General features: G+C 51.8%; 22 protein-coding genes. 15 read left to right on the top strand and 7 right to left on the bottom strand.

Translation table 11 applies throughout. The features are described from left to right. The first annotated feature begins 339 nt into the window (after positions 1-339). Entirely contained in the window at positions 340-942 is a 603-nt protein-coding gene (locus ACO6VE_RS09880) for a hypothetical protein (protein ID WP_422461075.1), read from the top strand. A gap of 154 nt (positions 943-1,096) precedes the next feature. On the opposite strand, the gene ACO6VE_RS09885 is transcribed toward ACO6VE_RS09880, so the two are convergent. From ACO6VE_RS09885 to ACO6VE_RS09905, 5 genes are all read right to left on the bottom strand, one after another. After that, complete coding sequence (locus tag ACO6VE_RS09885; protein WP_422461077.1) at positions 1,097-1,321, bottom strand: hypothetical protein; 225 nt, start codon at positions 1,319-1,321, stop codon at positions 1,097-1,099. Between the two features lie 260 nt (positions 1,322-1,581). Next, on the bottom strand, positions 1,582-2,745 hold the full coding sequence (locus tag ACO6VE_RS09890) for a DUF3322 domain-containing protein (protein WP_422446378.1): 1,164 nt from the start codon (positions 2,743-2,745) through the stop codon (positions 1,582-1,584). After that, a complete protein-coding gene (locus tag ACO6VE_RS09895) occupies positions 2,746-6,165 on the bottom strand; it encodes an ATP-binding protein (protein ID WP_422446376.1) in 3,420 nt (1,139 codons plus the stop codon). Then, entirely contained in the window at positions 6,146-6,763 is a 618-nt protein-coding gene (locus ACO6VE_RS09900) for a DUF4194 domain-containing protein (RefSeq protein WP_422461079.1), read from the bottom strand. The genes ACO6VE_RS09895 and ACO6VE_RS09900 overlap by 20 nt, the downstream gene beginning before the upstream one ends. Positions 6,764-6,799: 36 nt before the next feature. Then, positions 6,800-8,245: a DUF3375 domain-containing protein gene (locus tag ACO6VE_RS09905; protein WP_422446374.1), complete on the bottom strand. Its 1,446-nt coding sequence runs from the start codon at positions 8,243-8,245 to the stop codon at positions 6,800-6,802. Positions 8,246-8,626: 381 nt separating this feature from the next. On the opposite strand from ACO6VE_RS09905, the gene ubiE reads away from it, so the two are divergent. From ubiE to ACO6VE_RS09965, 12 genes are all read left to right on the top strand, one after another. Next, positions 8,627-9,394 carry a bifunctional demethylmenaquinone methyltransferase/2-methoxy-6-polyprenyl-1,4-benzoquinol methylase UbiE gene (ubiE, locus tag ACO6VE_RS09910; protein ID WP_422446372.1) on the top strand — a complete coding sequence of 256 codons (768 nt, stop codon included), beginning with the start codon at positions 8,627-8,629 and terminating at the stop codon, positions 9,392-9,394. Further along, positions 9,394-10,077: a ubiquinone biosynthesis accessory factor UbiJ gene (locus ACO6VE_RS09915; protein ID WP_422446370.1), complete on the top strand. Its 684-nt coding sequence runs from the start codon at positions 9,394-9,396 to the stop codon at positions 10,075-10,077. Before ubiE ends, ACO6VE_RS09915 begins: the two co-directional genes overlap by 1 nt. Positions 10,078-10,086: 9 nt before the next feature. Beyond that, positions 10,087-11,703, top strand: a complete 1,617-nt coding sequence (gene ubiB, locus ACO6VE_RS09920) for a ubiquinone biosynthesis regulatory protein kinase UbiB (RefSeq protein ID WP_422461136.1) — start codon at positions 10,087-10,089, stop codon at positions 11,701-11,703. A 578-nt stretch (positions 11,704-12,281) separates the two neighbouring features. Beyond that, the gene (gene hisI, locus ACO6VE_RS09925; RefSeq protein WP_101745002.1) at positions 12,282-12,689 is read left to right on the top strand and encodes a phosphoribosyl-AMP cyclohydrolase; all 408 of its coding nucleotides are present in this window, start codon (positions 12,282-12,284) and stop codon (positions 12,687-12,689) included. Positions 12,690-12,730: 41 nt separating this feature from the next. Continuing rightward, positions 12,731-13,057, top strand: a complete 327-nt coding sequence (locus tag ACO6VE_RS09930) for a phosphoribosyl-ATP diphosphatase (RefSeq protein WP_269673252.1) — start codon at positions 12,731-12,733, stop codon at positions 13,055-13,057. 127 nt (positions 13,058-13,184) lie between these two features. Beyond that, positions 13,185-13,451: a twin-arginine translocase TatA/TatE family subunit gene (gene tatA, locus ACO6VE_RS09935; RefSeq protein WP_422446364.1), complete on the top strand. Its 267-nt coding sequence runs from the start codon at positions 13,185-13,187 to the stop codon at positions 13,449-13,451. Between the two features lie 131 nt (positions 13,452-13,582). Beyond that, a complete protein-coding gene (tatB, locus tag ACO6VE_RS09940) occupies positions 13,583-14,002 on the top strand; it encodes a Sec-independent protein translocase protein TatB (RefSeq protein WP_422461082.1) in 420 nt (139 codons plus the stop codon). A 330-nt stretch (positions 14,003-14,332) separates the two neighbouring features. Beyond that, positions 14,333-15,112: a twin-arginine translocase subunit TatC gene (gene tatC / locus ACO6VE_RS09945; RefSeq protein ID WP_163369373.1), complete on the top strand. Its 780-nt coding sequence runs from the start codon at positions 14,333-14,335 to the stop codon at positions 15,110-15,112. A gap of 145 nt (positions 15,113-15,257) precedes the next feature. Then, positions 15,258-16,559: an ankyrin repeat domain-containing protein gene (locus ACO6VE_RS09950; protein WP_422461084.1), complete on the top strand. Its 1,302-nt coding sequence runs from the start codon at positions 15,258-15,260 to the stop codon at positions 16,557-16,559. A gap of 280 nt (positions 16,560-16,839) precedes the next feature. After that, the gene (locus ACO6VE_RS09955; RefSeq protein WP_422461086.1) at positions 16,840-17,133 is read left to right on the top strand and encodes a hypothetical protein; all 294 of its coding nucleotides are present in this window, start codon (positions 16,840-16,842) and stop codon (positions 17,131-17,133) included. A gap of 82 nt (positions 17,134-17,215) precedes the next feature. Further along, positions 17,216-17,926, top strand: coding sequence for a 16S rRNA (uracil(1498)-N(3))-methyltransferase (locus ACO6VE_RS09960; protein ID WP_422461088.1), 711 nt, complete (start codon positions 17,216-17,218; stop codon positions 17,924-17,926). Positions 17,927-18,146: 220 nt separating this feature from the next. Next, entirely contained in the window at positions 18,147-18,824 is a 678-nt protein-coding gene (locus tag ACO6VE_RS09965) for a DUF2059 domain-containing protein (RefSeq protein WP_163369377.1), read from the top strand. A gap of 209 nt (positions 18,825-19,033) precedes the next feature. Here the strand turns inward: ACO6VE_RS09965 and ACO6VE_RS09970 are convergent, their stop codons facing one another. Next, the gene (locus ACO6VE_RS09970; protein WP_422446353.1) at positions 19,034-21,331 is read right to left on the bottom strand and encodes a primosomal protein N'; all 2,298 of its coding nucleotides are present in this window, start codon (positions 21,329-21,331) and stop codon (positions 19,034-19,036) included. Between the two features lie 119 nt (positions 21,332-21,450). After that, complete coding sequence (locus ACO6VE_RS09975) at positions 21,451-22,860, bottom strand: ankyrin repeat domain-containing protein (RefSeq protein WP_422446351.1); 1,410 nt, start codon at positions 22,858-22,860, stop codon at positions 21,451-21,453. A gap of 443 nt (positions 22,861-23,303) precedes the next feature. On the opposite strand from ACO6VE_RS09975, the gene rpmE reads away from it, so the two are divergent. Then, positions 23,304-23,519, top strand: coding sequence for a 50S ribosomal protein L31 (gene rpmE / locus ACO6VE_RS09980; protein ID WP_101745013.1), 216 nt, complete (start codon positions 23,304-23,306; stop codon positions 23,517-23,519). 161 nt (positions 23,520-23,680) lie between these two features. Beyond that, the gene (locus ACO6VE_RS09985) at positions 23,681-24,937 is read left to right on the top strand and encodes a malic enzyme-like NAD(P)-binding protein (RefSeq protein ID WP_422446349.1); all 1,257 of its coding nucleotides are present in this window, start codon (positions 23,681-23,683) and stop codon (positions 24,935-24,937) included. Positions 24,938-24,941: the final 4 nt, after the last annotated feature.

Below are 24,941 nucleotides of genomic sequence, written 5' to 3' on the forward strand. Positions count from 1 at the left end.
AACAGTTATAACGGGAAATGATGAAAGAAATATGACAGCTAAATCATCACGGTGTACCGAGACAGAGAAACAATCAGAATAGGGCGGTTGATATAGGTCCGCATGATGCGTGCGGGGATCAGGTGCCGCCAATGGCCAGCAGAAACACAAAAGGGTCAACCAACACGTCAAAAAGGGAATTTAAGAATCATGAGGGTCAAAGTCTCATACTGAGCACAACTACAGACCCTGGAGCACAGGATTTACGTCCCGGAGCCAAAATACCCGAACAAGAAAGGCGACCAAACGCAGCTATGATTTTCATGTGACAAAAGAATCATCTGCGAGAGGCCGCCCTCCATGGAAGTATGTCACCCACTGACCATTCCCGCTAGTAATCACTGCCCTGCAATCGAGATGCTGCAACATCGGTTATCTCTTCTTCGCCAGTCATGCCATGAGCTCCACTGGGAGGATTACGAAAATGAACTGCATAACCTCATGGCTCTTGCAGAGCAGGAGATTCTCTCTGAAGACCTCCAAAAACTGGACGTCAATGAACCTTCTATTGAGGTCAAGGGCACCGTTTATCGCAGGGTGGCTCAAAATCATCAAACATACCAATCTGCCGCTGGCCCTGTCCGGGTAAAGCGAACCCTGTATCGATCCGGCTCAGGAAGCAAATGTATAGTCCCCCTGGAACTCCAGGCAGGGATTGTTGAAGGGTTCTGGTTACCCAGGGCGGCAAAGCAAGCGGCATGGATGGTGGCTCAGTTGCCACCAACCGAAGTGGCAAGCCTTCTTGAGTTGCTGGGAAATATGAAACCGTCGGCCAGTACTTTGGCTCGTCTTCCTGCAAAACTCAGTGAACGGTGGGAACAGTATCTTGAACCTTTTGAGTATATGTCTGGCAGACAACTTTCAGGTTCCAGCCAATGCTGCGACGGTAGCGGCCTCTCTTGATGGTGTAATGCTGCCTATGAAGGGCGGAAAGCGTCAGGAAAAACGGGACAAGGGAGCAGCTGAAGGCAAGCTTACCAGAGGCCCTGCGGGTTGTCAGGAAGCCAGTTGTGGGACGCTGTCGCTCTCTTCACTTTTTAAAAAGTGGGTGTCCTTTTTATTGCTTGTAGCTGACACCGTGACCCCGCCAGAGATTAGCAGCAGAGTGTCCTCCCATTAGGTGCAACTCGCGGGCAATTTTGAATGGATCCGTACAGTTGGTATCAATGTCACTGGAGAATTTGTCACCAATAATTTTGGATAACAGCAGCAGCTCATCTTCAGTTGCCTGATTGAGTACGTCGTAAAGATTTCGATCTTGTCGGGTGAATACTATGCTCATTTGCAAAACTCAAATTTCAAAGCTCAATGCTTCCGTACACTTGCCAGCTCTTAAGTACTGTACTGGTTGGGAATGAAATCTCGAATAATACCTGATAGATGTTATACGGAAAGAGAAGCTGGAGGTTATATATGGTCCGCCCCGCACAAGAGAAACCAGTGTTAAGAAACCATTAAGAAACCAGTGTTAGGTCTTGAAACTTGAATGTGTTCAAAAAGAAAGACCTCACCCTGGATTTTCGCTGCTAATGCTATCACAGGTCAAAGTGCATCCAACAGCCAGCCATAACCAACACGCTCCTGTTCCAGACGCAGGTTTTTTCCGAAGGTATTATCTTTCAGGGCCGCAAACACTGGCGATTCATCCGGGGTAAGCCCCGGCAGTTCACCAGTAAAACGCTTGCTGTCCATCTCCTCTGTACACAGTGCCAAATGCGTTTGCAGGGTGGCTTGGTCCATCAACAAGGAGCGGACTTGCGGAAAATGCTGGCGCAGGCGGGAGAGAATGGCAAAACCGTGGGTGTCAATATCCCCCCAATAGATAATCTCTTTTTCCTTCAGCCAGCCAATGGAAGACAGTGACTGAATACCATAGCCCAGCCCAAAGATGACAATGGCATCCGGTACTGGTGGAAAGGCAAGACCATTGACCTTGTTTTCTGTGATAAACACCTTGCCGGTTCCCGGATCTATAAATTGCGACACCGGAACCGTGATATCCGTCACCGGGCCGGGATGATCCAATAACCGGTATCGCACCAGCGGCTCATCAAACCGTAAACCAAAGCGGCGCTCAAAACCGTTTTCCGCGAGCCCGGCGATGGTCCCATCAAAATCCTCCGGTTCAAGGGCCAGGCTCAGCAACTCCGAGAGAATGCCCTTGTTATTTTCAATAAATTTGCTGTCAACACTTTGGATATCCAACTGGCGGATGTAACGCCCCGGTTTTGGATTCAGCTGAAAATATCGGCAGACCTTCAGCAACCGGGGCCAGCTATCAACCAGCTCCAGGGCTTTTAACGGTTTATCCAGCAGCCAGGGCATTAACTCTGGCAGCTGTCGTCTGGTTGTGCCCGCCAGTTCATCAAACTGGCGAAAGGCTTTGATCTTGCCGATAAAACCCAGCCAGTCTTCCCGGTGTTCAAACACAATGCGCTGGGGCAGGCGCTGGGTACCGAGCTGCTGATGGTTGATGCTGCGATAATCCAGCCGATAACCACTGCCTTTTACCGCCTTGCTATTGCTGTGTAACAGGGCTATCCAGTCCCGCACTTTGGCAAACTCCTGGCTGAGCACTTTGCCGGAAGGTTTGCGAAACGTAATTTCCAGCGGAAACAGGGATTCTCCCTGCAACACACTTCTCAAAAACGCCCCGGAACTCCAGGGGCGCAGGGATTTTTTTTGCAGTTCGGTGAGGGTAATCATTTAGCTAATGGCTTCTGCCCGGTTCTGGCTTATGGTTTCCTTAAGCAGACGCTCCTGCTCCTGCTGTTTCTCCTGTCGGTATTGTTCAATGGTCAGGTTCCGGAGCATAGAGTGGTTCCCGCCCTGGTTATGAACAAAGTGGACAGAGTTCACATAATCTTCAATCACATGAATCTTCTGCAGGGGGGTGACAATCAATAATTGCAGATTCAACCGGCGAAACAGCTCCAGCCCGTAGCGGGCGGACTCGTCAGAACCCCGGCCAAAGGCTTCGTCGATCATAACAAAGCGGAAAGAGCGGGAATGGTTTTCGCCCCACTCCAGACCCAGCTGGTAGGCCAGTGCTGCCGCCAGGATGGTGTAGGCCAGTTTCTCCTTTTGCCCTCCGGATTTGCCACCGGCATCGGAATAGAACTCTTTTTCCGAGTCATCTTCTCGATAGCGTTCCGAGGCATTGAACAGGAACCAGTTGCGCACATCGGTCACTTTGCGGGTCCAGCGTTTGTCCAGTTCGCTCTGGCCTTCCCGGCCATTAAATCGTTCGACAATGGTTTTCACCTGCAGGAACTTGTTTTCCGCATAGGCATCATCGCTGTTATCGGCGGTCAGTGTATCGCCGAGGCAGTTTCTCAGGTCGATTTTGAACTGGTTGATCTCCGGGTCCCGGTGATTGTCCGCCACCAGTCGTATATAGGTGCCGTCGCTGTAGTCAATAGCGGCCAGGGAGCGGTTAATGGTGGCGATTTTATCCCGAATGGTTTGTTGCTGATGATCCAGCCAGTTCTGGAACATGGCCATGTTGTGGATGGTGCCTTCATTAAGCATCTGTTTAAACCGTTGCTCATGGCGGGGCAGGTCTTCCCCTTGCAGGGTTTCCAGCATGGCGGTGAATTCCGCAACTGAGCCCATGGAGGCGTCCACTTCACGGGTTTCCTGGGGATAGGCGTTTTTATAGTCCGCCATCTGCCCGGTAATCCGGGCCGCCAGTTCCCGGGACTTTTTCTCCCGGCTATCCAGGCGATGCTGCAGCCAGCTGCGCATGGTGGATTGGGAGCTGTCGCAGTTTTCAATGGTGATCTTTTTGTCCCCCAGGGCTTCATGTTCCATTTCGGCAAGCGTGGGAAAGCATGACTCCCGGGCGGTTTCCGGAAGCTCTGAAAGCTGTTGTTCAGAAAACTTCAGCAGTTTGTGATCCTGTTTCAGCTTCTCTGCAGCGGTACCGGACTCCCTGGTCAGTTTACGCTCCTGTTCCTCTTTTTCACGAGTAGCTGCTTCACAACGTTCCAGGCGTTCGCGCAAGGTGCGAAGAATGTCGGAGCCTGTTTCAAGCTGCTGCTTTTCCTGTTCCAGGCTGTTGATTTGAATGGCCAGGGGCTGCCAGTTGATTTCGGCAAAATCCGCGTATTTCAGCAGCAGCTTCAGATCTAACTGCCGCTGGTTCAGCTGGTTGATCTGCTGGTTAAACCGCATCTCAGCGCTGGCGGATTTCTGAATGTCGGCTTCCAGCTGTTTACGGGTGGCTTCCAGGGTGAAGATTTTTTCCCGGTTGCTCCAGCCCAGGACAAAACGGGAACGGTCATCAATACGGTAACGGTCGTCTTTTTCATGGCGGCTGCCGCCACTTTTGATCTGTCCGGCGGTGGTGATGGCCCGAACCTCCCGGCGGAAGTCGGCCAGCTGATCGCAACAGATATAGTCAAAGCGCTGGGACAGTTCATGCTCAAGCCAGCTGTAAAACTGGCTGTCGGTCTTGATCGAGACCTTGCGGCACAAGGAGCGAGGGTCAAGGGTATCGGCCGTGGCGCGGGCGGGCTGGCGAACCCGGTAATAGACCAGACGTCCCTTGAGGTGGGTGCGATCCACATAGTCAGCAACGGACTGGTAGTGCTCATCGGGCACCAGCAGGCTCAGGGCAAAATTATGGAGTACTCGTTCAACCGCCCCTTCCCAGTGTTTGTCTTCTTCGCGAACCTGGAGCAGTTCACCGGCAAAGGGCAGGGTGGATTCCGGCAGGTTGAGGGATTCACTCAGGGCCTGACGGATGGCCAGGTTGCGGCTGGGGATATTGGACTGACGACTTTTCAGCGAGGCGATCTCTGCTTCCAGTTCATCGTGCTGACTGCGCAGTTTCTGGAACTCAACGCGGTGTTCCACTTGCTGGTTTTGCAGATCGGCCTGCTGTTTCTCCAGGGATTGCAGTCCGGTTTCCGCCTGCTGCCGGTTATGAAAAAAACCATCGTCGTCTGCAGGTTGGGAGAATTCCAGGATGTTGCACAGTGCCTGGTAATCATCACAGGCTTTGGCGATGCGGTTCCGTTCCCGTCCCAGTCGTTCCAGTTCTGTTTTTAGTTCGGAGAGGCGCTGGCCACCATTCTGGTCAATGGCCCGTTCCAGTTCACGGCTGGTGGTGCGCAGGTCATCAATGGACAGACGCAGCTCCTGCAGGCGGGATTCGAGTTTTTGCTGTTCCTGTTCCCGGCGTTGGATGCGCTCCGTCAGCAGCGTGATTTTTTTATCGGCAAAAAAACCGTACAGCGCTTCTCTGGACTGGCGCAGGGCCGCAATGCTTGACTCAATGCTTTCATACTGGTTGCAGTTGTCAATCATGGGGGCGAGGCGGTCAATTTGCTGGCGAGCTTTCAGTACCGCCTCGTGAGCCCGGTTAAGATTGTCAAACTGACGACTGAGTTCGTTGACTTTCTCTTCGGCATCAGTGCTTTCCAGCATGTGGCTGCGGACAAACTCGGTCAGGTTGCCCACGGATTTCATGGAGACGGTCTGGTAAAGCAGCTCCAAAGCCTGATCGTTGTCAATGCCCATCTGGCGACGGAACTCGGCCTGGTATTGGCTGAAACTGTCAAACAGCTTGATGTGCTCCTTTCGTTTCAACTTTTTTTTCAGGTCACCAATATCACTGCCAAAGCCGCTGAAGTGTTTGGCAATGGATAACGGTTTTCGTGCCACCAGATAGAAGCGCTCCGGCGTATTGCTGTTATCCCGGCTCCAGAATACCTGGGCCAGGGTGATGGTCTGGTCAAACCCTTCGTTGACAAAACGGGCCAGCAGGACGCTGTAGCTGTTATGGTCGCGCAGGGCCACCGCTTTGGCGCTGAGGGTGTCGTCATCCTTGGCGCTTTTGTAGTATCCGCGCACATAGGAGGTGAGGTTGCGCTCTTTGGTTTCCGCACCCGCCGCCTTGTTGTAGGTGATTTTCTGGCTGGGGACCAACAGGGTGGTGAGACCATCCACCAGGGTGGATTTACCGGAACCGATATCCCCGGTCAGCAGGCTGTTATCACCACCGGGGGTGGCGACCCAGATTTTTTTGTGAAAGGTTCCCCAGTTCAGCACTTCCAGGGCTGCCAGACGAAAGCCAGCCCGTTTTGTGCTGTCGGAAAAATCAAACGAGTGTGTCTGCATGGTCCCGGTATACCTTGAGTTTGTCGTTAAAATCCGCCAGCCAGTCGGCATCCACCAGTGCCTTGATGATGCGTCGTACTTCCCAGGCGGGGGGATTGCCGGACAGTTTTTTCAGGAAGCCAAATTCGGCCACTTTATTGATGTGGGTATCGATCTGGTCAAACAGTCGGGCTTCATTGGCCCGGTCCGGCAGGAACACCCGCATCACCTCAACGATCTGTTCACGGTTCAGGATCAGCCGGGCATCACCACCGCTGGCGTCCTGCTCCACCATTTTTTTGCGCAGCAGTACGCAGAGCAGGCTGACCGGAAAACTGAGGGGGCGACGGGCCACCAGTCGCGGCAGCTTTGTCTTGTCGTCGTCTGCTTCGGTGGTCTCTTCATCCAGTTGCCGGAGAAAAGCGTAGCCTTCGGCCTCGTCCAGGATCAGGTCCAGACCCATGACCCGGACATAGTCCAATACTGGCCCATGAAGTTCTTCAAGCTGCTGCCATACCGCTGGATTCTGGTCCCGGTAGACAACACCTTTCATCAGGTTGACCACAACGACACCCAGATTGGCGTTCCCCTGTGATGGGGCTGATTCATTCTTACTCATTTTGTTATGACGAAGTGATTAATAGGTAAAAAACCATTAACGGGTGAAAATCACCGAAGGCATCCACGCCGCTTTAGTATTCCCGGTATTGTCCAGCCACTGAACCGCTTGATTATGTTCAGCGTTGATTACCGCCCGATCCGATTCAGCCGCGATATGTAAGTAGGCGACCACTTCGCTTAATCCTTTTTTCACCGGGTAGAGTTCCAGCAGTTCTGCCAGGGTGATTTGTGACCGGGTTTGCAGGGCGAAGCGAATCTGGCTTTTCAGGGCCTGCTCATCCACATAGTGCTGATTATAGAGTGCGCTGGTGTCCACATCGCCCTGACCCTCTTCCGGCACTTCATCAATCACCGGGCGCAGGGCAGGGCGGAACAGCCCCCGACCCATGGGCAGCTCCACTTCCGGTTTTAATGGCGACAGTGTGGTGAACAGTTTATCCGGTGGCGGGTGCTGGCGAATGGTGATGGCGTTCTGCTCAATATCCCGGACAATCTCCATAATCCGGCGGTTTTCCAGCCAGGCCTGGTCATCCAGGTAGCGGCGTAACTGTTCCACTAACAGGGCGCAGGTGCTGTTCACTTTTTCCCCGGCTTCCAGCAGACGAAAACGAATGCCGTCCAGCAAAGGGTCTTTATCACTGTTGAGGCTATTGATTTCCGGCAGCCGGAGGACTTTTTGCAATGTCTCCTGCAATTCATCCTGGCTGACCGGGGACATCAGCCAGCTCCAGAATGCCTTGAAGCTGCGCCCCTGGTCCGATTCAGTAATGGCATCCTGCTCCGAGAAAATGGTGTCCAGCATCTGGCCCTTACCGCTGCTGCTGGTGGTGATCCGCTCTCTGACGCCCCGGTCCAGTGCCCGGAAGTTCTCTTCCACCTGACGGAAGTCAGACAACAGCTGCCGTGCGGTATCTTCTGCCTGCAGGAATTTTTCCTTGATACGGGTACCGTCGTGAGGGGTGACATGACCTTCACGAAGCTGGGCAATCTGTCGTTCAATGGCGGTCTTTTCCTGCTCTAATTGTTGAATGCGCAGGGTGGGGTCGGTTTCGGTCTCATCGGCAATTTCCCGCAGTAGCCGGAAAATGGTCAGTAGTCTGGACTCGGTGCCGACAAATTGTTTCTGTTCAAAACTGGCAATCCACTCAATCACTTTTTCGGTGGCGGGCGTCAGGTCAAACAGCGGTTCATCACCCATGCTGGCGGGTGGGTAATACTTTCTTAAATACCCGTGTTCACCGGCAGACCAGTTGTTGAGATAATCCCGCCCTTTTTTGGGGTACCGGTTCTCCCCGGTGGTTTCCCGTAGATGGTGCAGGTAATCGTCCAGCCTGGTGGCCAGCTCTTCTGCCCCCACCGAGCGTTGGTTGGTGGCAATAAAGGCGCGGTGCAGGAAGCTGATAATCAGCGGTGCGCTGTCTGCCTGCAACAGTCGCCAGGCCGGGTGGCTGCGCAGGCCGGAGATACGGTTGAAGTCCATGGGGCAGAATGAGTAATGACAGAGCCAATAATAAATAATGGCTGTGATGGTAGTTGATTACGGAAGCTTATTCCATGACTTCGCTCCTATTCTCTCCCGGTTAGAAATTCTACCTGAATAACTTCCTCTGTTTGCCACAGAGACACGGAGGCTCAGAGGAAAAGATTTTTCTTTTCTCCGCGCATCCGTCTCTCTGTGGCAAGGCTTTTCTTTGCTGGATAACATCGAAAATGTGGCAGTTATTTCAGGGCAGTTCCATAGAGAGCATTCGCCGTTTTTTCCGGTAATGGCGACGATACCTGTTCTCATGCTTACGCCATAAGTCATTTGCCTTTACAATAACCAGCCATAAGATTGATCGAACGAATGCCGGGAAGGATCATGACTGACAGTGGCAAGCAAAAGCATGATGGCACAACGCACTTTGGTTATCGTGATGTGCCAGAGAGTGATAAAGAAGGGCTGGTAGCGGGTGTCTTTCACTCGGTAGCCAGTAGCTATGATGTGATGAATGACCTGATGTCCCTGGGTATTCATCGGCTCTGGAAGCGTTTTACCATTGAGCTTTCTGCCGCCAGGCCCGGTCATGTGGTGCTGGATATCGCCGGGGGGACTGGCGATCTGGCCAGGCAGTTTTCCCGTATCGTTGGAGAAACCGGGCGGGTTGTGCTGGCGGATATCAATGAATCCATGTTGCGCGTCGGTCGGGATCGACTGACTGATCAGGGTATTGTTGGCAATATGGAGTTTGTCCAGGCCAATGCGGAATGCCTGCCTTTCCCGGATAACACCTTTGACTGCATTACCATCTCTTTTGGTCTGCGTAATGTGACGGATAAGAATGCGGCACTTCGCTCTATGTGCCGGGTGTTAAAGCCGGGTGGGCGGTTGCTGGTTCTAGAGTTTTCCAAAACCAACCATCCATTGCTGACCAGGGCTTACGATGCTTATTCGTTCAGTTTGCTGCCAATGATGGGCAAGCTGGTGGCCGGGGACTCCGAAAGTTATCAGTACCTTGCGGAAAGTATTCGCATGCATCCGGATCAGGAGACGCTGGAAGGCATGATGAAACAGGCCGGGTTTGTCAATACGGCCTACCACAATATGACCGGCGGCATTGTGGCGCTGCATAAGGGAGTTAAGCCCTGATGGCCGACTCTGATAACAGCTCTTCTGACAGCTCTGTTGATAACATCGTCGTCAAGATGGGGTTGCTGGCCGCCCTCGAGCGTCAGGTCAATTCACTGTTGGCTCTGGATCCGGTCACCATAAAAAAACTGTCGCACTGGTTTGGTAAGGTGGTGGCTTTTCAGTGCACTTCGCCGCAGTGGTTATGTTATGTCCACTTTGAGCATGACCGTATTCGTCTTGCCAGTACTCTTGGTGAAGAGCGCGAATATGCGGTGGATGCCACCTTTACAGGTTCCAGCATTGCATTTGTCACACTGGCGACGCGCAGGAATCTGCCGTTTGCTGATGTTCCCGGGTTGAGTGTTTCTGGTGATAAGACACTGATTGCTGATTTGCAGCAGATTCACCAGCAGATGGAGTTGGACTGGGAAAGACCGCTTTGCCAGACCTTTGGCGACATCACCGGACATTTTATGGCACGGGGGCTCCGCTTCGTCGGTGACCATGTTCACCGGGGGCAGCAGCTGGTTATGGACAACCTCGGGGAGTACCTTCAGGAAGAACTTCGCCTGATTCCGTCAAGGATTGAAGTGGAAAGCTTTGCGGAGGAAGTGGGGTGCCTGGCTGAGTCGATGGAGCGGCTGGAGGAGCAATGGCAAACCATACAACCTGCAAAAAATACATCTGATGCCAAATCATAAGTCGGGGGCCTGACGTTGATCCGTTTGTTGAAAATTGTGGCCGCTGTCGCCCGTAACCGGCTGGATAATCTGATTGATTCGGAGCGCTCACCGTTCTGGCTGCGCTGTCTGCTGATTCTGCTGCCCTGGCGCTATGTTATCCGCAATAATGCCCCCCGGGGTGAGCGTGTCCGGCTCTCTCTGGAGGCGCTTGGGCCTATCTTTATCAAGTTCGGGCAAATCCTCTCAACCCGGCGGGACCTGTTGCCGGATGATATCAGTGATGAGTTGTCCCGGCTTCAGGACGATGTTCCGCCGTTTCCCGCCGCCGAGGCGATTGGCATTATTGAGTCCAGCCTGGGCAGCGATGTTGATACCCTGTTTTCCCGTTTTGATCGTGAGCCATTGGCTTCTGCCTCGGTGGCCCAGGTTCATACCGCTCAGCTGCATACCGGGGAAGAAGTGGTGGTCAAAGTGATTCGTCCGGGCATTGACCGGGTGATTCGTAAAGACATTGGCTTAATGTATCTGTTTGCCCGCGTGCTGATTGCTTTATCAAAAGACGCTCGTCGTTTGAGGCCGGTGGAAGTGGTGGCCGACTATGAACGTACTATTCTGGATGAGCTTGATCTGTTGCGGGAAGCGGCTAACGCTTCCCAGCTGCGACGTAACTTCCTGACCTCCCCCCTGTTGTTTGTGCCCCAGGTGTACTGGGATTATTGCCGCACAAAAGTGATGGTCGTTGAGCGGATTTACGGGGTGCCTGTTTCCGATATTGCCACGATGAAAGCACAGCATGTGGATATGAAAAAACTGGCAGAACGGGGGGTTGAAATATTCTTCACCCAGGTGTTTCGGGATCGCTTTTTCCATGCGGATATGCATCCGGGCAATATTTTTATTGATACCACCAATCCTGCCGAGCCCCGCTATATCGGGATCGACTGTGGCATTATCGGTACGCTTGAGCCGGAAGATCAGCACTATCTGGCCAGTAACCTGCTGGCTTTCTTTCGGCGGGACTACCGCAAGGTTGCCCAGTTGCATGTGGATTCCGGCTGGGTGCCCAGAGATACGCCGGTAGGAGAGCTTGAAGCGGCGATTCGTACCGTCTGTGAACCGATCTTTGAAAAGCCCCTTAAGGATATCTCCTTCGGCCAGCTGCTGGTCAGGCTCTTTCAGGTGGCCCGCCGCTTTAATATGCAGGTTCAACCGCAGCTGGTGCTGCTGGAAAAGACATTATTGAATGTCGAGGGATTGGGGCGGCAGTTATACCCGGATCTGGATCTCTGGGCCACGGCTCAGCCTTATCTGGAAAAGTGGATGAAAGACCAGGTCAGCCCAACCGGCATTCTCTGCGATATTAAGGAGCAAGGTGCAGACTGGCTGCTAAGTGCTCCCGTGATGGCCCAGAGAGTGATGTCAACGGTGCGAACCCTGGTTGATCAGCAACAGGCGTTGCATCATCAGCAGGTGAGGGCTGAAAAACGCCAGCAAAAGCAGAGACGTTTTGGCGTTCTGTTACTTCTGGCAGGCGGGGTGTTGATGGTGACTTCAGGTTCCCTTTTTGTGGAAAAAGAGCTGCTGGACCAGACAATGGTTGGATTACTGGCTGTGGCAATGGGGGGATGGCTGGTTGTTCGTTAAGAAGATTGCCAGCTTACACCGTTGTTATGCCCCCCGGGTCAGGCTCGAATCGGCCCATGAACTTTTTCTAATACCGGGGGTCAAAATATTGGTTTCCATCAGCTATCAGGAGTTGCCCCATGAATTCGGTTTCGGGTGGTTTTGTAAGCAGCGCCCAACCATCAGGCTACGGCGCTACTGAAGCGTCAGGTCCAGATGTGCCTGGACGTTTCTCGGGGCATGACGTCGTTGCTTCCCAGCCTTGTCACCTGTGTGCTGCGCCCCCGCCGTCCTACTCGGAAGCTATGAGGCAGACGCCACAAGCTTTTCCAGACCGTAATAAACCTGACCGTAATAATGTGCTTTTGCTCAATAACGTCAGGACACAGATGAGAGAAGATGCTTTCCAGGTAGAGCGGCGTGCTAACGATAAAGGGTGTTGTGAACAGCTATTTGGCAATGGTTGTTTAGGTGATCTTCTCCAAGCCTGTTGTGTTAGTGCCTGCATGCTAACGTTGTCGTGTCTCGGTGGGTAACAGGGATATGATATCTGATCAGCCGCGTAAGTATGTGAACAAATAAAATGATTGGACAGTGTTATGAAAACAACTCACTGGTTGGATGAGGTTCAGTGGAACGATGATGGCCTGGTGACAGCCATTGCCCAGGACCATAAAACCGCAGAGGTTTTGATGTTGGCCTGGATGAATCGGGAATCGCTGGAACTGACCCTGAAAGAACAGGTTGCCATTTACTGGTCTCGTTCACGGGGCAGGCTATGGCGCAAGGGCGAAAGCTCTGGCCATACGCAACGGCTGGTAGAGTGCCGCCTTGACTGTGATGGCGATGCGATCCTGCTGAAAGTGGAACAAACAGGTGGTATTGCCTGTCATACAGGACGTAAGTCTTGCTTTTATCGTCGCCTCAGTGATAACCATGGAGACGCATCGTGGGATACCGAAGAGCCGGTGTTACAGGATCCGGCAACGATTTATGGACATCAGTAAAGGCTGTATTCTTTGCTGTAAATCATCCCACAGGTTAAAACATGAGCGATATAATCAAAAAATTGACTGAAGTATTAAGCAACCGCAGGCAAGCTGATCCGGATTCCTCTTATGTTGCACAGCTTCATAGCAAGGGACTGGACCATATTCTGAAAAAAGTGGGGGAAGAGTCAGCAGAAGTGCTGATTGCCGCCAAGGCATCAGAATATGACCATAATCGGGAGGCGGTTATTTATGAAACGGCTGATCTCTGGTTCCATACTATGGTCATGCTGTCCCATCTTGGGCTTGAGCCTGCTGATGTGTTGAATGAGCTGGATCGTCGTTTCGGGCTTTCCGGTATAGAAGAGAAAGCATCCCGCGGGTAACTGTATTTCCTGACTTTTCCTGAACGTTTGTTGCAAAATAGCCACGCTCCTGGTGATGGAATGGGGTAATATGTCCTCTCTTTGTGTATTATTTGATCAGCTTTATGGAGAGCTGAAGGAGTAGAAAATGGGTTTTGGTGGCATCAGTATCTGGCAGTTGCTGATCATTCTGTTGATCGTAGTGATGCTTTTTGGTACGAAAAAGCTTCGTGGAATGGGCAGTGATCTGGGCAATGCAGTAAAAGGTTTTAAAAAAGCACTGGGCTCTGATGAAGAGTCGGAAGGTGAGAAAAATAATGAAAAAAACTCAGGGAAGCCTGAGCTGAAGGCTGGCTCTGTTGAGCAGCGTAATCTTGAGTCTGACCTGGAAAAGTCCAGGCATAAGCAGTCTTGACTGTATAAAAGGGCTTTCAGGCCGGTTTTGGCGGAAGCTGTTCTTTTGAGCCAGGTGTGATCCCCTCTTGCAGGGGAGCTACAGCTACGCTTTGGTAATTGAGTGGCGATCGAGAGGTGTGATAGTTCGCTGTGCTTGATATAGGTTTTACAGAGTTGTTATTGGTTGCCGTAATTGCCCTGGTGGTGCTGGGTCCGGAGCGCCTGCCTCAGGCCATCCGGACAACCGCTTACTGGGTGGGCAAAATTCGTCGCAGTTTTCAGTCCGTCAAAGAGGAGCTTGAGCGGGAGATTGATGCCGACGGAATCAAACAGCAATTGCACAATGAAGCTGTCATGAAAGAGTTGAATAAAACTCGCGAACAGTTTCAAAGTCAGATCAATGATCTGAAAAAGTCTGTGAGCATTGATCCTGCCGAAGACCAGACGTCTTCCGGTGTAAATGCCTCGTCCGGGGTTGACAGTGGCTCAGTGAGTGGAGATGGCAGTGTTAACCAACAGGCAGTGAATGACACCTCTGCTCGCCTGTCTCAGGAAAAGGGCAGTAACTGACACTCCCCGCCCTGGCGGGCGAGGGTTCTTGATCGCTCAAGAACGTTTCTGTTTCACGGTCCGTAGCTCAGGGAACAGGTGGGGCCGCCTAGGCTTGGTTATCGCATAAAAGTTCCACAGTGGGAGCTTTTACGATGACGAATCAACCCATGCTCCCCAAGTCTCACACGAACTCCGCAGACTTTACATCCCGTCTGCCCGACGGTAGGTCTACAAAAGACTGAATAAAGTTAGCAAGGAATGAACAAACACTCAAGCGGAGCGCTCTGCGCGCTCCTGTCTTATATCACCGCCCGATTGGGCGATGCTTTACGACGGGTTTGGTAAACTATGTCACAACAAACGTCGGATGATTCTCAACAGACATCAAAAGGTCAGGATAAAGAGCAGCCGCTCGTTCAGCACCTCCTTGAGTTGCGCGGGCGTATCCTGAAAAGCCTGGTTGCCGTGCTGGTGGTTTTTGCCGGGCTGTTTTATTTTGCCAACGATATTTACGTTTATATCTCGGAACCGCTCCGCGCCAGCCTGCCGGAAGGCAGTACCATGATTGCCACCGAGGTGGCCTCACCCTTTCTGGCACCCTTTAAGCTGACCATTGTGCTGTCGCTGTTTATTGCGATTCCATTTATTCTCCATCAGGCGTGGGGCTTTATTGCGCCTGGCCTGTATCGGCATGAAAAAGTCATCGCAATTCCTCTGCTGGTTGCCAGTATTGTGTTGTTTTACCTGGGCATTGCCTTTGCCTACTATGTGGTCTTCCCTTTGATTTTCTCGTTTTTCACCACGGTTGGCCCTGAGTCAGTCACCGTGATGACGGATATCAACAGTTATCTGGATTTTATCCTGAAGTTGTTCTTTGCCTTTGGTATCGCTTTTGAAATCCCTGTGGCGACGGTTCTGCTGGTGTGGTCGGGGGTGACTACGGTCGAAAGCCTCAAGGAAAAGCGCCCATACGTGGTGGTTGGCTGCTTTGTGATCGGTATGATCATGACGCCGCCTGATGTTATTTCACAGTCTCTGCTGGCCATTCCGATGTGGCTGTTGTTTGAGTGCGGAATTCTCTTTGCCCGGTTTGTGAAAAGCCGGAAACCGGATGAGGCAGAAACTTAGTACTCTTTCGCAACGCTTATTATCGTTGTAAGCATTGGTGTTCAATGCAGATATAGAAGTATTGAACCTTTTCTTGTTTTGTCGGTCAAATTCATCTTTAAGCAAAAAATTGAAAGATGATAGGTATATATACCTGGAGTGACAGATGAATCTTAATCCTCATCCTCATCGTTATAGAGAAGTTTGCAGAGCTATTGCTCCCGATTTGCAATCCATGACTTTCGGGTCAGAGCAAGGCTCGGACCCGAAAAATGGCAACGCAGAGAGTGTCAAGGTGTTAACTGGTGTTGAGCCAAAGATTAAACCGGAAACCATTGATCAAACCAGGAAGTTATGTGTCGGCCTGGAACAACACAAGGTGGTTAAGCTGGAGCAGATTCAGACTTATCTTACTGGAGGGGCTGATCTGAATACAGAGATTACCCTCGGCGACTTGAGAGGTTGTAACCCATTGCACTCTGCGGCCATATCAGGCAATGGAGAGGCGGTGGCAGCCATCATTGCCACGGGTAAGGTAAACAATATCAATGTTGTTAATGGACATGGTTTTACGCCACTGGCATTGCTTTGTGGGGCCAGGGCTGAGGACGCCAAATTCATTCGTCGTTTTGACAGTGTATCCGAAGAGCGCAATGGCAGGCGTGTGGGTCTTGAGGCCTTGCTTGGGGCAGGTGCCAATCAGCACATGATGGATAGCAACAGTTGGAAGCCTATTCACCATGCCGCCAGGCACAACTTCCCGGGATTGATCGAACTTCTGGTGGAACAGGACCGGTTCGCTGGTATTGCTGGCATTGCTGGTATTGAGAGCGCCGCACTTTCCACCGATATCATCAATTGCCAGGATCGACAGGGCAATACGCCATTGCACATCGCTGCCAGTAATAACCAACTGCATGCGGTAGAGGTATTAATAAAGCTGGGAGCGAATGTCAACGCGCTCAACAAGGCTAACCAGAAACCATTGCATCGGCTGTGTATGGTTCAAAATAACAATAATACCTACGGAGGTAAGGTAGCCTGTTTGTTGCTGGAGAAAGACCCAGATCATAACTGTCAAGATAAACATGGATTTAACTGGCTTGAATACGCGTGCAGAAACGGCATGGTTTATCTTCTGGTGTATGTTGCAAGCGTGGAAAATTCGGTATTGCACAACCAGGAGAATAAAATCACCGTGGACTTAAATGGTAGATGCAATGTGAATACTGGCAAGAAATCAAGCATAACCCGGAGTCAGTTCGAGCGAGTTATCACGTTGCTCAAGCCACTTTCAGGTGTCGAGGTCTCTGCACCGGAACAATTCTGCGAAGAAGGTGTTCGAGATTCCCAGGTGCAGAATGAGAAAGATACTGATGACGGTTGCATGGATGTCAGTGTGGATCAATCGCCATTTCTGCCCCCCTCAATGCAATCAGGTTGGAAGGATGACAATAGTTCTTTTTAGTGAACGAAGTTGACCGTGAATGGTATGCCTTGTGTGGCAACTGCTCCTGCAGTTGCCTCTAACCATGCAGTCGCGCGTTGGTAGCAAATTGGTCTGAAAGTCCGATTTTGTTCGACAAATAGAACTACTTCCCCCCCAATCTAACAAAAACGTATTTTCCACCAATTTCTATCGTCCAGGCTATGCTCTCTGGTCGCCTGGACGGGGTCGCCGAGACGGGGTCGCCCATAAGGTTCAGGTGCTATGCTATCCTATGATACGGTTGTTTCAGGGAGGAAGTATGCCATATCCCCACTTCTCAGATGGTCAGGAAGCGTTTAATTCTGACCACATTTACCAGCATTCACCATTTGATGTTTCCATTGAGGTGGTCCAGAACGGCCTGCTCTGGCTACTCTCTGATCCGGTTTTTCACCCACTTAAAGCATCGCTTTCGAGTAATTATTTGTCTGTGGATGAGTTAAGGGATGAGCTGGTATCTGGTAAGATCAAGCTACCGTCGGCAGCCATTGATCGGGTACTTGATGAGATTGACCGGCTTGTGGATGATTATCGGAAAGGCGTCGCTTTTTAAGCACTCTGATTTTCCTTTTATATGAATGTGTCAGTTTCAGTTCCCTGCTGATTAACTGGCTTATCAGCGTATGGCTGTTTAGATGAATCTTCTCCTCCTTGAGCAACAACACTTTATTGATGAATGGCATGCAGAGCTGGACCAGCGACAGTTAAGGCATGTGCTGGACGTTCATCAGGCCAGTGAAGGCGATATGCTGCGTGTTGGCCTGGTGAATGGCAAGATGGGCACGGGGAAAATTACTCATCTGTCTTCAGAAATAATGCGTCTTGAGGTGGAGCTGAATATGCCTCCCCCTCCGGCCCTGCCTTTGACGGTTCTGCTGGCTTTACCCCGGCCCAAAATGCTCAAACGTTCACTCCAGCATCTGACGGCGCTGGGTGTTAAAAAGATTATCCTGATGAACAGTTATCGGGTTGAAAAAAGTTTCTGGCAGTCCCCTTGGTTAAGCCCCGGGAAAGTGCGTGAGCAGCTGATACTGGGTCTTGAGCAGGCCCGGGATACGATCATGCCAGAAGTGATTCTTGAAAAGCGTTTCAAACCTTTTGTGGAAGATCGTTTGCCGACCCTGGTGGCAGGAAAGCTGGGGCTGGTGGCTCATCCGGCAGGGGGTGAAAGCTGCCCGCATCAGATTTCCAGGCCTGCTGTGCTGGCTATTGGTCCGGAAGGGGGCTTTATTGACTATGAAGTGGATAAACTGGCACAGGCCGGGTTTCAAAGGATCCATCTTGGACCACGTATTTTACGGGTCGAGACGGCGGTAACGGCCATCGTCAGTAAACTTTACGACTGATACTCAACAGAGTATGGTAAAAGTGAGCGTTCTGGCGATAATCCAGTCACTGTCGCTCACTCCATACAGTGGGTTGATAGATATATTAACTGACTGTTTCACAATAAACGGTATCAACACGGCTCTGACTATGGACGGAAAGAGATTAGTAGTTGTAGGTTTGTTCGCTCCCCTGCTTTTTACTGCCAATGCATTGGCATCACCTGCAAAGCATCAGCTGTTGGATAAACTTTATGACCAGACAGGACTGGAACGTCAGCTTGACTGGATACACGACAGTATGACTCTTCAGCAGCAGAAATATCCGATTCCTGAGCCAGTTGTGGATACGGTCAATCAGGTGGTCAAAATTCGTTACAGTCCCGACTTTTTTCGGGCTTCCATGAAAGTAACCCTGGATGAAGCGTTGTCGGTGGGTGAATTGGACCGGTTGATTGACTGGTTCGGATCGCCCCTGGGTAAGAAAATTCTCCGCCTTGAGGCTGAAGCCAGTGATCCTGCCAATCAGGCAAAAATGGAGATGTATATCCGGGAAAAACTGTCGGCGGAGCTGCCCAGAAATAACCGGATAATTTTAATAGAAGAGTTGATGGAAGCACTTGATGCTGTTGAGCTGAGTACCGAGCTGGCTGCCAGTGCTTCAGTGGGAGCCCAGAGAATGCTTCGGGAGGTCATGCCCGCAGGTGCCGAGCAGCCAATGAGACCTGCCCAGGTGTTGAAAGCTCAGGAGAAGCCCTATATCCGGAAAGATATGCCGGAAAGAATGCGGGATATCTTTCTTTACACTTATAAATCTCTGCCGGACAGTGATATCCGGAGATATCTCGACTTTGCCCGTAAAAGTGCCATGCAGAACTTCCAGCGTGGACAAATTCAGGCAATATCGCGGATGCTATAGGAGGCTGACCGAGAATAGACTGCCCTCCTCGCTACGTGCGCTATTCTCGGTCAGCCTCAGTTTGACGGGTACAATCTCCGTTCACCCTGAGCGGAGTCGAAGGGTGCTTGGCACGATCTATCAGAGTCCGGAGTTTTCGCCCTTCGACAGGCTCAGGACGAACGGAGTCCGGAGGCACGACAACCCGTCAAATTCATTGAAACCATGTACTAGCTCATCTCCTGAGGGTCAATATCTACCGTCCACTTCAGTTGTCTGGGAAGCCGGTGGCTTTCCAGGTAGCTGACAACGCTACTCACCACCGCGTGTAAATGATTTCTGCTTTTTCCCTGGATAAGAAGGTGCCAGCGGTAGCGTCCCTGACGCTTTTCCATGGGGGCTGGAATCGGACCCAGTAACCGAACATTGCTGCCTTCGGCTGCCCGCTCAGCATAGTGTCTCAACGCTGAGAGTAGGGCTTCACTTTCCCCCTGGTTAACCGACTCTGATCGAACCAGGGTTAAATATCCCTGTGGGGGAAGATTCAGGCTTTTTCTTTCCATAAACAGACTGCTGGCAAAACGGCTGTAATCGTTCATGGACAGAAGCTGGAGCGCAGGGTGTTCCGGATTATAGGTTTGAATAATAACCTGTCCGGGCTTATTCCCCCGTCCTGCTCGCCCCGCCACCTGCATAATCAATTGGCCGGTTCTTTCCGGTCCTCTGAAGTCAGAGCTGAACAGCCCTGCATCGGCATTGACGATGGCAACCAGGGTCACATTCGGGAAGTGGTGACCTTTCGCCAGCATCTGTGTGCCCAGCAGTATGCAGGGTCTGCCGGACTGCACTTCCTCCAGCATATTGCTCAACGCTTGTTTTCTGCGCGTGGTGTCCCGGTCGATTCTCAGCACGGGATAACCGGAGAAGTGTTGGCTGAGGGTCTGCTCTGTCCGCTCCGTACCCTGGCCTACAGGTTGAAGCTTTCTGCTCCGGCACGATGGGCACTGCCATGGGATAGCCTGTTGCAGATCGCAATGATGGCAGTGCATATGGGGAGGGTAACGGTGAATGGTCATGTGCGCATCGCAGTGCGGGCAGTCGATAATGGTGCCGCAGTCCTGACAGATCATGGATGGCGCATAGCCACGACGGTTCAGGAAAACCATCACCTGATTGCCTCGTCCAAGATGAGCAGTCATTCTTTGCAGCAGTTCTGTGGATAAGCCGTCTTTCAGAACCTGGTGGCGCATATCCAGCAGCTCCATGGCGGGTGGACGCGCATTCCCTGCCCTCTGCTTCAGGTGAAGCTGAGTGTATTTTCCCTGATGCGCATTGTGTAGCGTTTCCAGGGAAGGGGTTGCCGATCCAAGGACGACCGGACAGTGGCACTGGCTGCCGCGGAATATGGCAAGATCCCTGGCGTTATATCGCAGGCTTTCCTGCTGCTTATAAGAGCCGTCATGCTCCTCATCAACAATAATAAGCCCAAGGTGTGGCATTGGGGTGAAAATGCCTGAACGGGTGGCAATCAATATGCCAGCCGTGCCCCTGGCCGCTTCGAGCCAGCCTTGTAATCGTTCACCATCGCTGAGCCCCGAATGCAGGCAGGCAACCGGTACCTTGAAACGATCACGAAAGCGCCTGACCGTCTGAGGCGTGAGGCCGATTTCCGGAATCAGCACTAATGTCTGCTTACCGTTGGCCAATGCTGCTGAAATAGCCTGCAGGTACACTTCGGTTTTGCCGCTGCCGGTGATGCCTTCCAGAAGATAAGTGCGATAGGATCCCAGGCAATCGGTAATGGCTTCACAGGCAAACGCCTGTTCTTCGTTCAGCTGAAGGTGAGCAGACTTCAGTGGGTTGGTGGTTTCGGTAAACAGGCGTGGGGAAGGCTCAACATCCCGGGAATGGATCAATCCTTTTTTGGCCAGCTCTTTTAGAGTGCTCTTGCTGAAACCGTATTCATGGAGCTCCGTGGCGCTGATGCCGGCAGGATTTTCACCAATCAGCGTCAGGGCGGCCAGCTGCTTTTTTGATCGCTTCAGCTGGTTTCGTAACTCACTGTCCGGTTCAACCAGGGGGTACCAGAAAGGAATGCTGCCGGTGGATGCCGGTTTTCCCAGGCGCAGGTTTTTCGGCAGAGCCTGGTGCAGGGTTTCTCCGATGCTGTGATGGTAATAACGGGCTGCCCACTGGCATAGCTGGATAATATCCTCTGGTACAAGAGCCCCTTGATCCAGGACAGAAATGACTTGTTTCAGCTTATTGGCAGGAATGTCAGTGCCGGATTCGATGGAGAGCACAATCCCCACCATTTGCCGTGGGCCAAAAGGCACGATAACTCTGCTGCCAGGGTGAATGGCCGTGGCAGAATGCGTGTCTGGTGGTAAGTAGTCGAACAATTGCCTCAGAGGAGAAGGGATGGCGACTCTGATAAATTTTTCTGCAATAAGCCTGGCGGAGACGGATTGTTCGGTGGTTGCTTGATCATTTGCTGCGTCAGAAGTGTCCGCCGGTTTGCTGCTCATTCAGGTTCCATCGTGGTATTTCTATGGGGGAGATGATACAGGAACTGAAAGCTGGCATGAACAGAAACCGGGTCGGGTGGTTTGAGGTTATCCACTTTGATCTCTTCTGCCTCAGTGTTTCAGGAAGGTGTTGGAAGCAGTGGGTTGTAGATAAACTTCTTCAATTGATCGGGCAGTGGCAGTGCTTCAATTGCTGGCCGTACCGGTTGCCCGCTGATATTCAGATTTTCGATCAATCGGTTACGGATGCACGTTCGTGCGCACAGTTGCAGAAGTGTTGGTTGTTGGCATTGTAACTCGGGTATGTGGTTTTTCAGAAGGTAAGTGATTTCGGTTTGTCCTTTCCTGAATGCCCAGGCCAGGGCTGCTGGTGACTGGTGGAGGTTGGCTCCGTGTGTCAGTAAAGTTTTAACGATACTGACATGGCCATTCGAGGAGGCTTGCACCAGGGCTTCAGGAGACTGATGGGGAGTCCCACCGTTGGCCAACAGCATGCTGACAACCTGAATGTGACCCTCACGGGCGGCAATCACGAGGGCATCTGGAGAGTGGTGTGGGATGGCACCATAGGCCAGCAAAGTGTGGACGACCCCTGCATGTCCTCTTGTAGCGGCACAGACCAGGGCCTTGGATAACTGTTGAGGTGTGGCTCCGGTGGTCAGCAATGCGCTGGTGATCTCGACATACCCATTAGTTACGGCATGATCCAGGGCCGCTGGCGACCGATGGAGATTGGCACCTTTGGCTAACAGAGCGTTAACGATCTCAAGCTGTCCCTTTCTTGAGGCATGCACCAGTGCTTCTTGACAATACTCCGGGGGAACTCCTTTGTTCAGCAATGTCTTGACCGTCTCAACGTGACCATTCTCAGCGGCCCACACTAAGGCCTTCGGGCACTGGTTAAGGTCGGCTCCATGGCTCAGCAGGGCGTTGACAATCGTGCTGTGACCCTTTTGGATAGCCCACATCAGGGCTTCTGGTGACTGTTGGGGGGTGGCTCCGTGGGCCAGCAGAGTTTCGACGATCCCGGCATGCCCATTCCGGGCCGCCAGCGACAGGGCAAATGGAGCGAGGCTGGGTGTGGCTCCGTGGGCCAGCAGGATGTCAACGATGTTGGTGTGCCCATTTTTGGCGGCCTTTACCAGGGCGTCTGGCGACTGGTGCACAGTGGCCCCGTGGGTCAGCAGGGTGTTGAAAATCACAAAATGACCATTCTGGGCGGCCCACACCAATGCATCCGGTGACTGATATGGAGTGGCACCGTGGGCCAGCAGAATATCGACGATGTCGGCATACCCCTGGCCGGCTGCCAACGATAAGGCATAGGTAGACAGACTGGGAACAGCTCCATTGGCCAGCAGTTCGTTGACGGTCTCTGTTTGCCCATTCACGGCCGCCCATGCCAGATCATATGGAGGAGGTGAATCGGTTTCGTTGGCTTGCAGCACATTGTGTATTCCGATATAGCCCTGCCTGCTGGCGGCCCACACCAGGTCAATATCATAAAAATACAAGCATTCTATGTTCATGGTATTCACCGGACACAGTTGGGCACTGTTATTTGTGGTTTCATTAATATTGACGATGGATATCCAGTCTACTGCCTCAAGGGCTCTGTCGCCGGTTTTCGTCAGACTTTTTCTGGATGTCCGTTTTTATCCAATAGTTTCTCTTCTGAAACAGAGTGGAAGGTAAAAGAATTGAAACGGTAATTTGTTAATTTTTGTGTACTGTTTTTTTTGTCATTGCAGGTTGTGCTGATGATCGGATAATGGCTTGAAAACTACGTATATGGGACGAACATAAGACTGTTTCCCTCCGCCATAATCTCTGGTAGTATCCACCGCTCTTTACCCTCTCAGCTCATTATGCTGGGGTGGGTTCCGTTTGCGGTGCCTGTCTCCCGAGCCTGATAACACCAGGGCTCTATTGAGAGTCAGGTGGCGGCATACACCAGTTCGAGGAAGCTCAAATGAAGCAGGATATCCATCCTAACTACGAAGAAATCGAAGTTACCTGCAGCTGCGGTAACAAAATCAAAACTCGCTCTACGCTGTGCAAGCCACTGAGCATCGAAGTTTGCTCCAAGTGCCACCCATTCTACACCGGCACTCAGAAGGTGATGGATACCGGCGGCCGTATCGAGCGCTTCAACAAGCGTTTTGGCAAGCTGGGCGCTCGCAAGTAATCGAGCTGACAGCTTACCGACCGAAAGGTTTAAAAAGGCGACTGTTTTGCAGTCGCCTTTTTTGTATGGCCTGATATTTTACCAATTGACCTTGTTCCCCCCATTTCCATCATATATTCTGGGCCTTCATATAACCTCCTCCCCATATCAGTAAAAAACTCATGGAAAAGAAGCAAGCTGCACTTGATTATCACGCTCTTCCAAAACCTGGAAAAATTTCGATTGAAATTACCAAGCCGGCAGAGACCGCGCTGGATCTTTCACTGGCCTATAGCCCGGGTGTCGCGGAGCCGGTGCGGGCGGTTGCCGAAAATCCAGAGGATGTCTACCGTTATACCGGCAAAGGTAATCTGGTTGCGGTAATCAGTAATGGTTCAGCGATTCTTGGTCTGGGTAATCTGGGCGCACTGGCCAGTAAGCCGGTTATGGAAGGCAAGGCTCTGCTGTTTAAACGTTTTGCCGGTGTTAATTCGATCGATATTGAAGTGGAATCTGAGAGTCCGCAGGCGTTTATTGATACGGTGAAGCGAATTGCCTGTACCTTTGGCGGTATTAATCTGGAAGATATCAAAGCACCTGAGTGTTTTGAAATTGAACGTCGTCTGATTGAAGATTGTGATATTCCGGTTTTCCATGATGATCAGCACGGTACCGCGATTGTAACGGCAGCGGCCATGCTTAATGCCCTTGAGATTGCCGGAAAGGATATTGAAGAGGCAAAACTGGTCTGCCTGGGGGCCGGTTCGGCGGCCATTGCCTGTGTGAAACTGCTGATCAGCTGCGGCTTCAAGCCAGAAAATATTCTCATGCTGGACAGCAAGGGCGTCATTCATTCAGAACGGAATGATCTGAACCAGTATAAGGCGATGTTTGCTGTAGAAACACCCTGCCGCACACTGGATGACGCCATTGATGGGGCGGATGCATTCCTTGGCGTTTCCGGTGCCAACCTGTTGTCTCCGGAACAGCTGGCGAAAATGGCTGAAAACCCGATTGTTTTTGCCTGTGCCAATCCTGACCCGGAGATTCGTCCTGAGCTGGCTAAGGCGGTTCGTCCTGATGTCATTATGGCTACCGGGCGCTCAGATTATCCGAATCAGGTCAATAATGTCCTTGGCTTTCCGTTTATCTTCCGGGGGGCGTTGGATGTCCGCGCTTCACGCATTAACGAAGCGATGAAAATTGCGGCCGTGAATGCCATCCGGGAGCTGGCAAAAGAGCCTGTCCCGGAAGTGGTAATGAAGGCGTACGATGGCGTCAGGCTGAGTTTTGGGCCGGACTATATCATTCCCAAACCTATGGATTCCCGACTGCTTGGCAGGGTTTCTGCCGCTGTGGCTCAGGCCGCAGTTGACTCTGGCGTTGCCAGGGCGGAATACCCTGGCCATTACCCTCTGAACTCTGTTGCGGATATTTGATCAA

Origin of the sequence: Endozoicomonas sp. ALB115, from assembly GCF_049310245.1 — a bacterium.
Classification (GTDB): Bacteria; Pseudomonadota; Gammaproteobacteria; order Pseudomonadales; family Endozoicomonadaceae; genus Endozoicomonas.

Coding starts and splice junctions, on each gene's coding strand:
- ACO6VE_RS09880 (WP_422461075.1), top strand. CDS start 340: ATGGAAGTATGTCACCCACTGACCATTCCCGCTAGTAATCACTGCCCT.
- ACO6VE_RS09885 (WP_422461077.1), bottom strand. CDS start 1,321: ATGAGCATAGTATTCACCCGACAAGATCGAAATCTTTACGACGTACTC.
- ACO6VE_RS09890 (WP_422446378.1), bottom strand. CDS start 2,745: ATGATTACCCTCACCGAACTGCAAAAAAAATCCCTGCGCCCCTGGAGT.
- ACO6VE_RS09895 (WP_422446376.1), bottom strand. CDS start 6,165: ATGCAGACACACTCGTTTGATTTTTCCGACAGCACAAAACGGGCTGGC.
- ACO6VE_RS09900 (WP_422461079.1), bottom strand. CDS start 6,763: ATGAGTAAGAATGAATCAGCCCCATCACAGGGGAACGCCAATCTGGGT.
- ACO6VE_RS09905 (WP_422446374.1), bottom strand. CDS start 8,245: ATGGACTTCAACCGTATCTCCGGCCTGCGCAGCCACCCGGCCTGGCGA.
- ubiE (WP_422446372.1), top strand. CDS start 8,627: ATGACTGACAGTGGCAAGCAAAAGCATGATGGCACAACGCACTTTGGT.
- ACO6VE_RS09915 (WP_422446370.1), top strand. CDS start 9,394: ATGGCCGACTCTGATAACAGCTCTTCTGACAGCTCTGTTGATAACATC.
- hisI (WP_101745002.1), top strand. CDS start 12,282: ATGAAAACAACTCACTGGTTGGATGAGGTTCAGTGGAACGATGATGGC.
- ACO6VE_RS09930 (WP_269673252.1), top strand. CDS start 12,731: ATGAGCGATATAATCAAAAAATTGACTGAAGTATTAAGCAACCGCAGG.
- tatA (WP_422446364.1), top strand. CDS start 13,185: ATGGGTTTTGGTGGCATCAGTATCTGGCAGTTGCTGATCATTCTGTTG.
- tatC (WP_163369373.1), top strand. CDS start 14,333: ATGTCACAACAAACGTCGGATGATTCTCAACAGACATCAAAAGGTCAG.
- ACO6VE_RS09950 (WP_422461084.1), top strand. CDS start 15,258: ATGAATCTTAATCCTCATCCTCATCGTTATAGAGAAGTTTGCAGAGCT.
- ACO6VE_RS09955 (WP_422461086.1), top strand. CDS start 16,840: ATGCCATATCCCCACTTCTCAGATGGTCAGGAAGCGTTTAATTCTGAC.
- ACO6VE_RS09960 (WP_422461088.1), top strand. CDS start 17,216: ATGAATCTTCTCCTCCTTGAGCAACAACACTTTATTGATGAATGGCAT.
- ACO6VE_RS09970 (WP_422446353.1), bottom strand. CDS start 21,331: ATGAGCAGCAAACCGGCGGACACTTCTGACGCAGCAAATGATCAAGCA.
- ACO6VE_RS09975 (WP_422446351.1), bottom strand. CDS start 22,860: ATGAACATAGAATGCTTGTATTTTTATGATATTGACCTGGTGTGGGCC.
- rpmE (WP_101745013.1), top strand. CDS start 23,304: ATGAAGCAGGATATCCATCCTAACTACGAAGAAATCGAAGTTACCTGC.
- ACO6VE_RS09985 (WP_422446349.1), top strand. CDS start 23,681: ATGGAAAAGAAGCAAGCTGCACTTGATTATCACGCTCTTCCAAAACCT.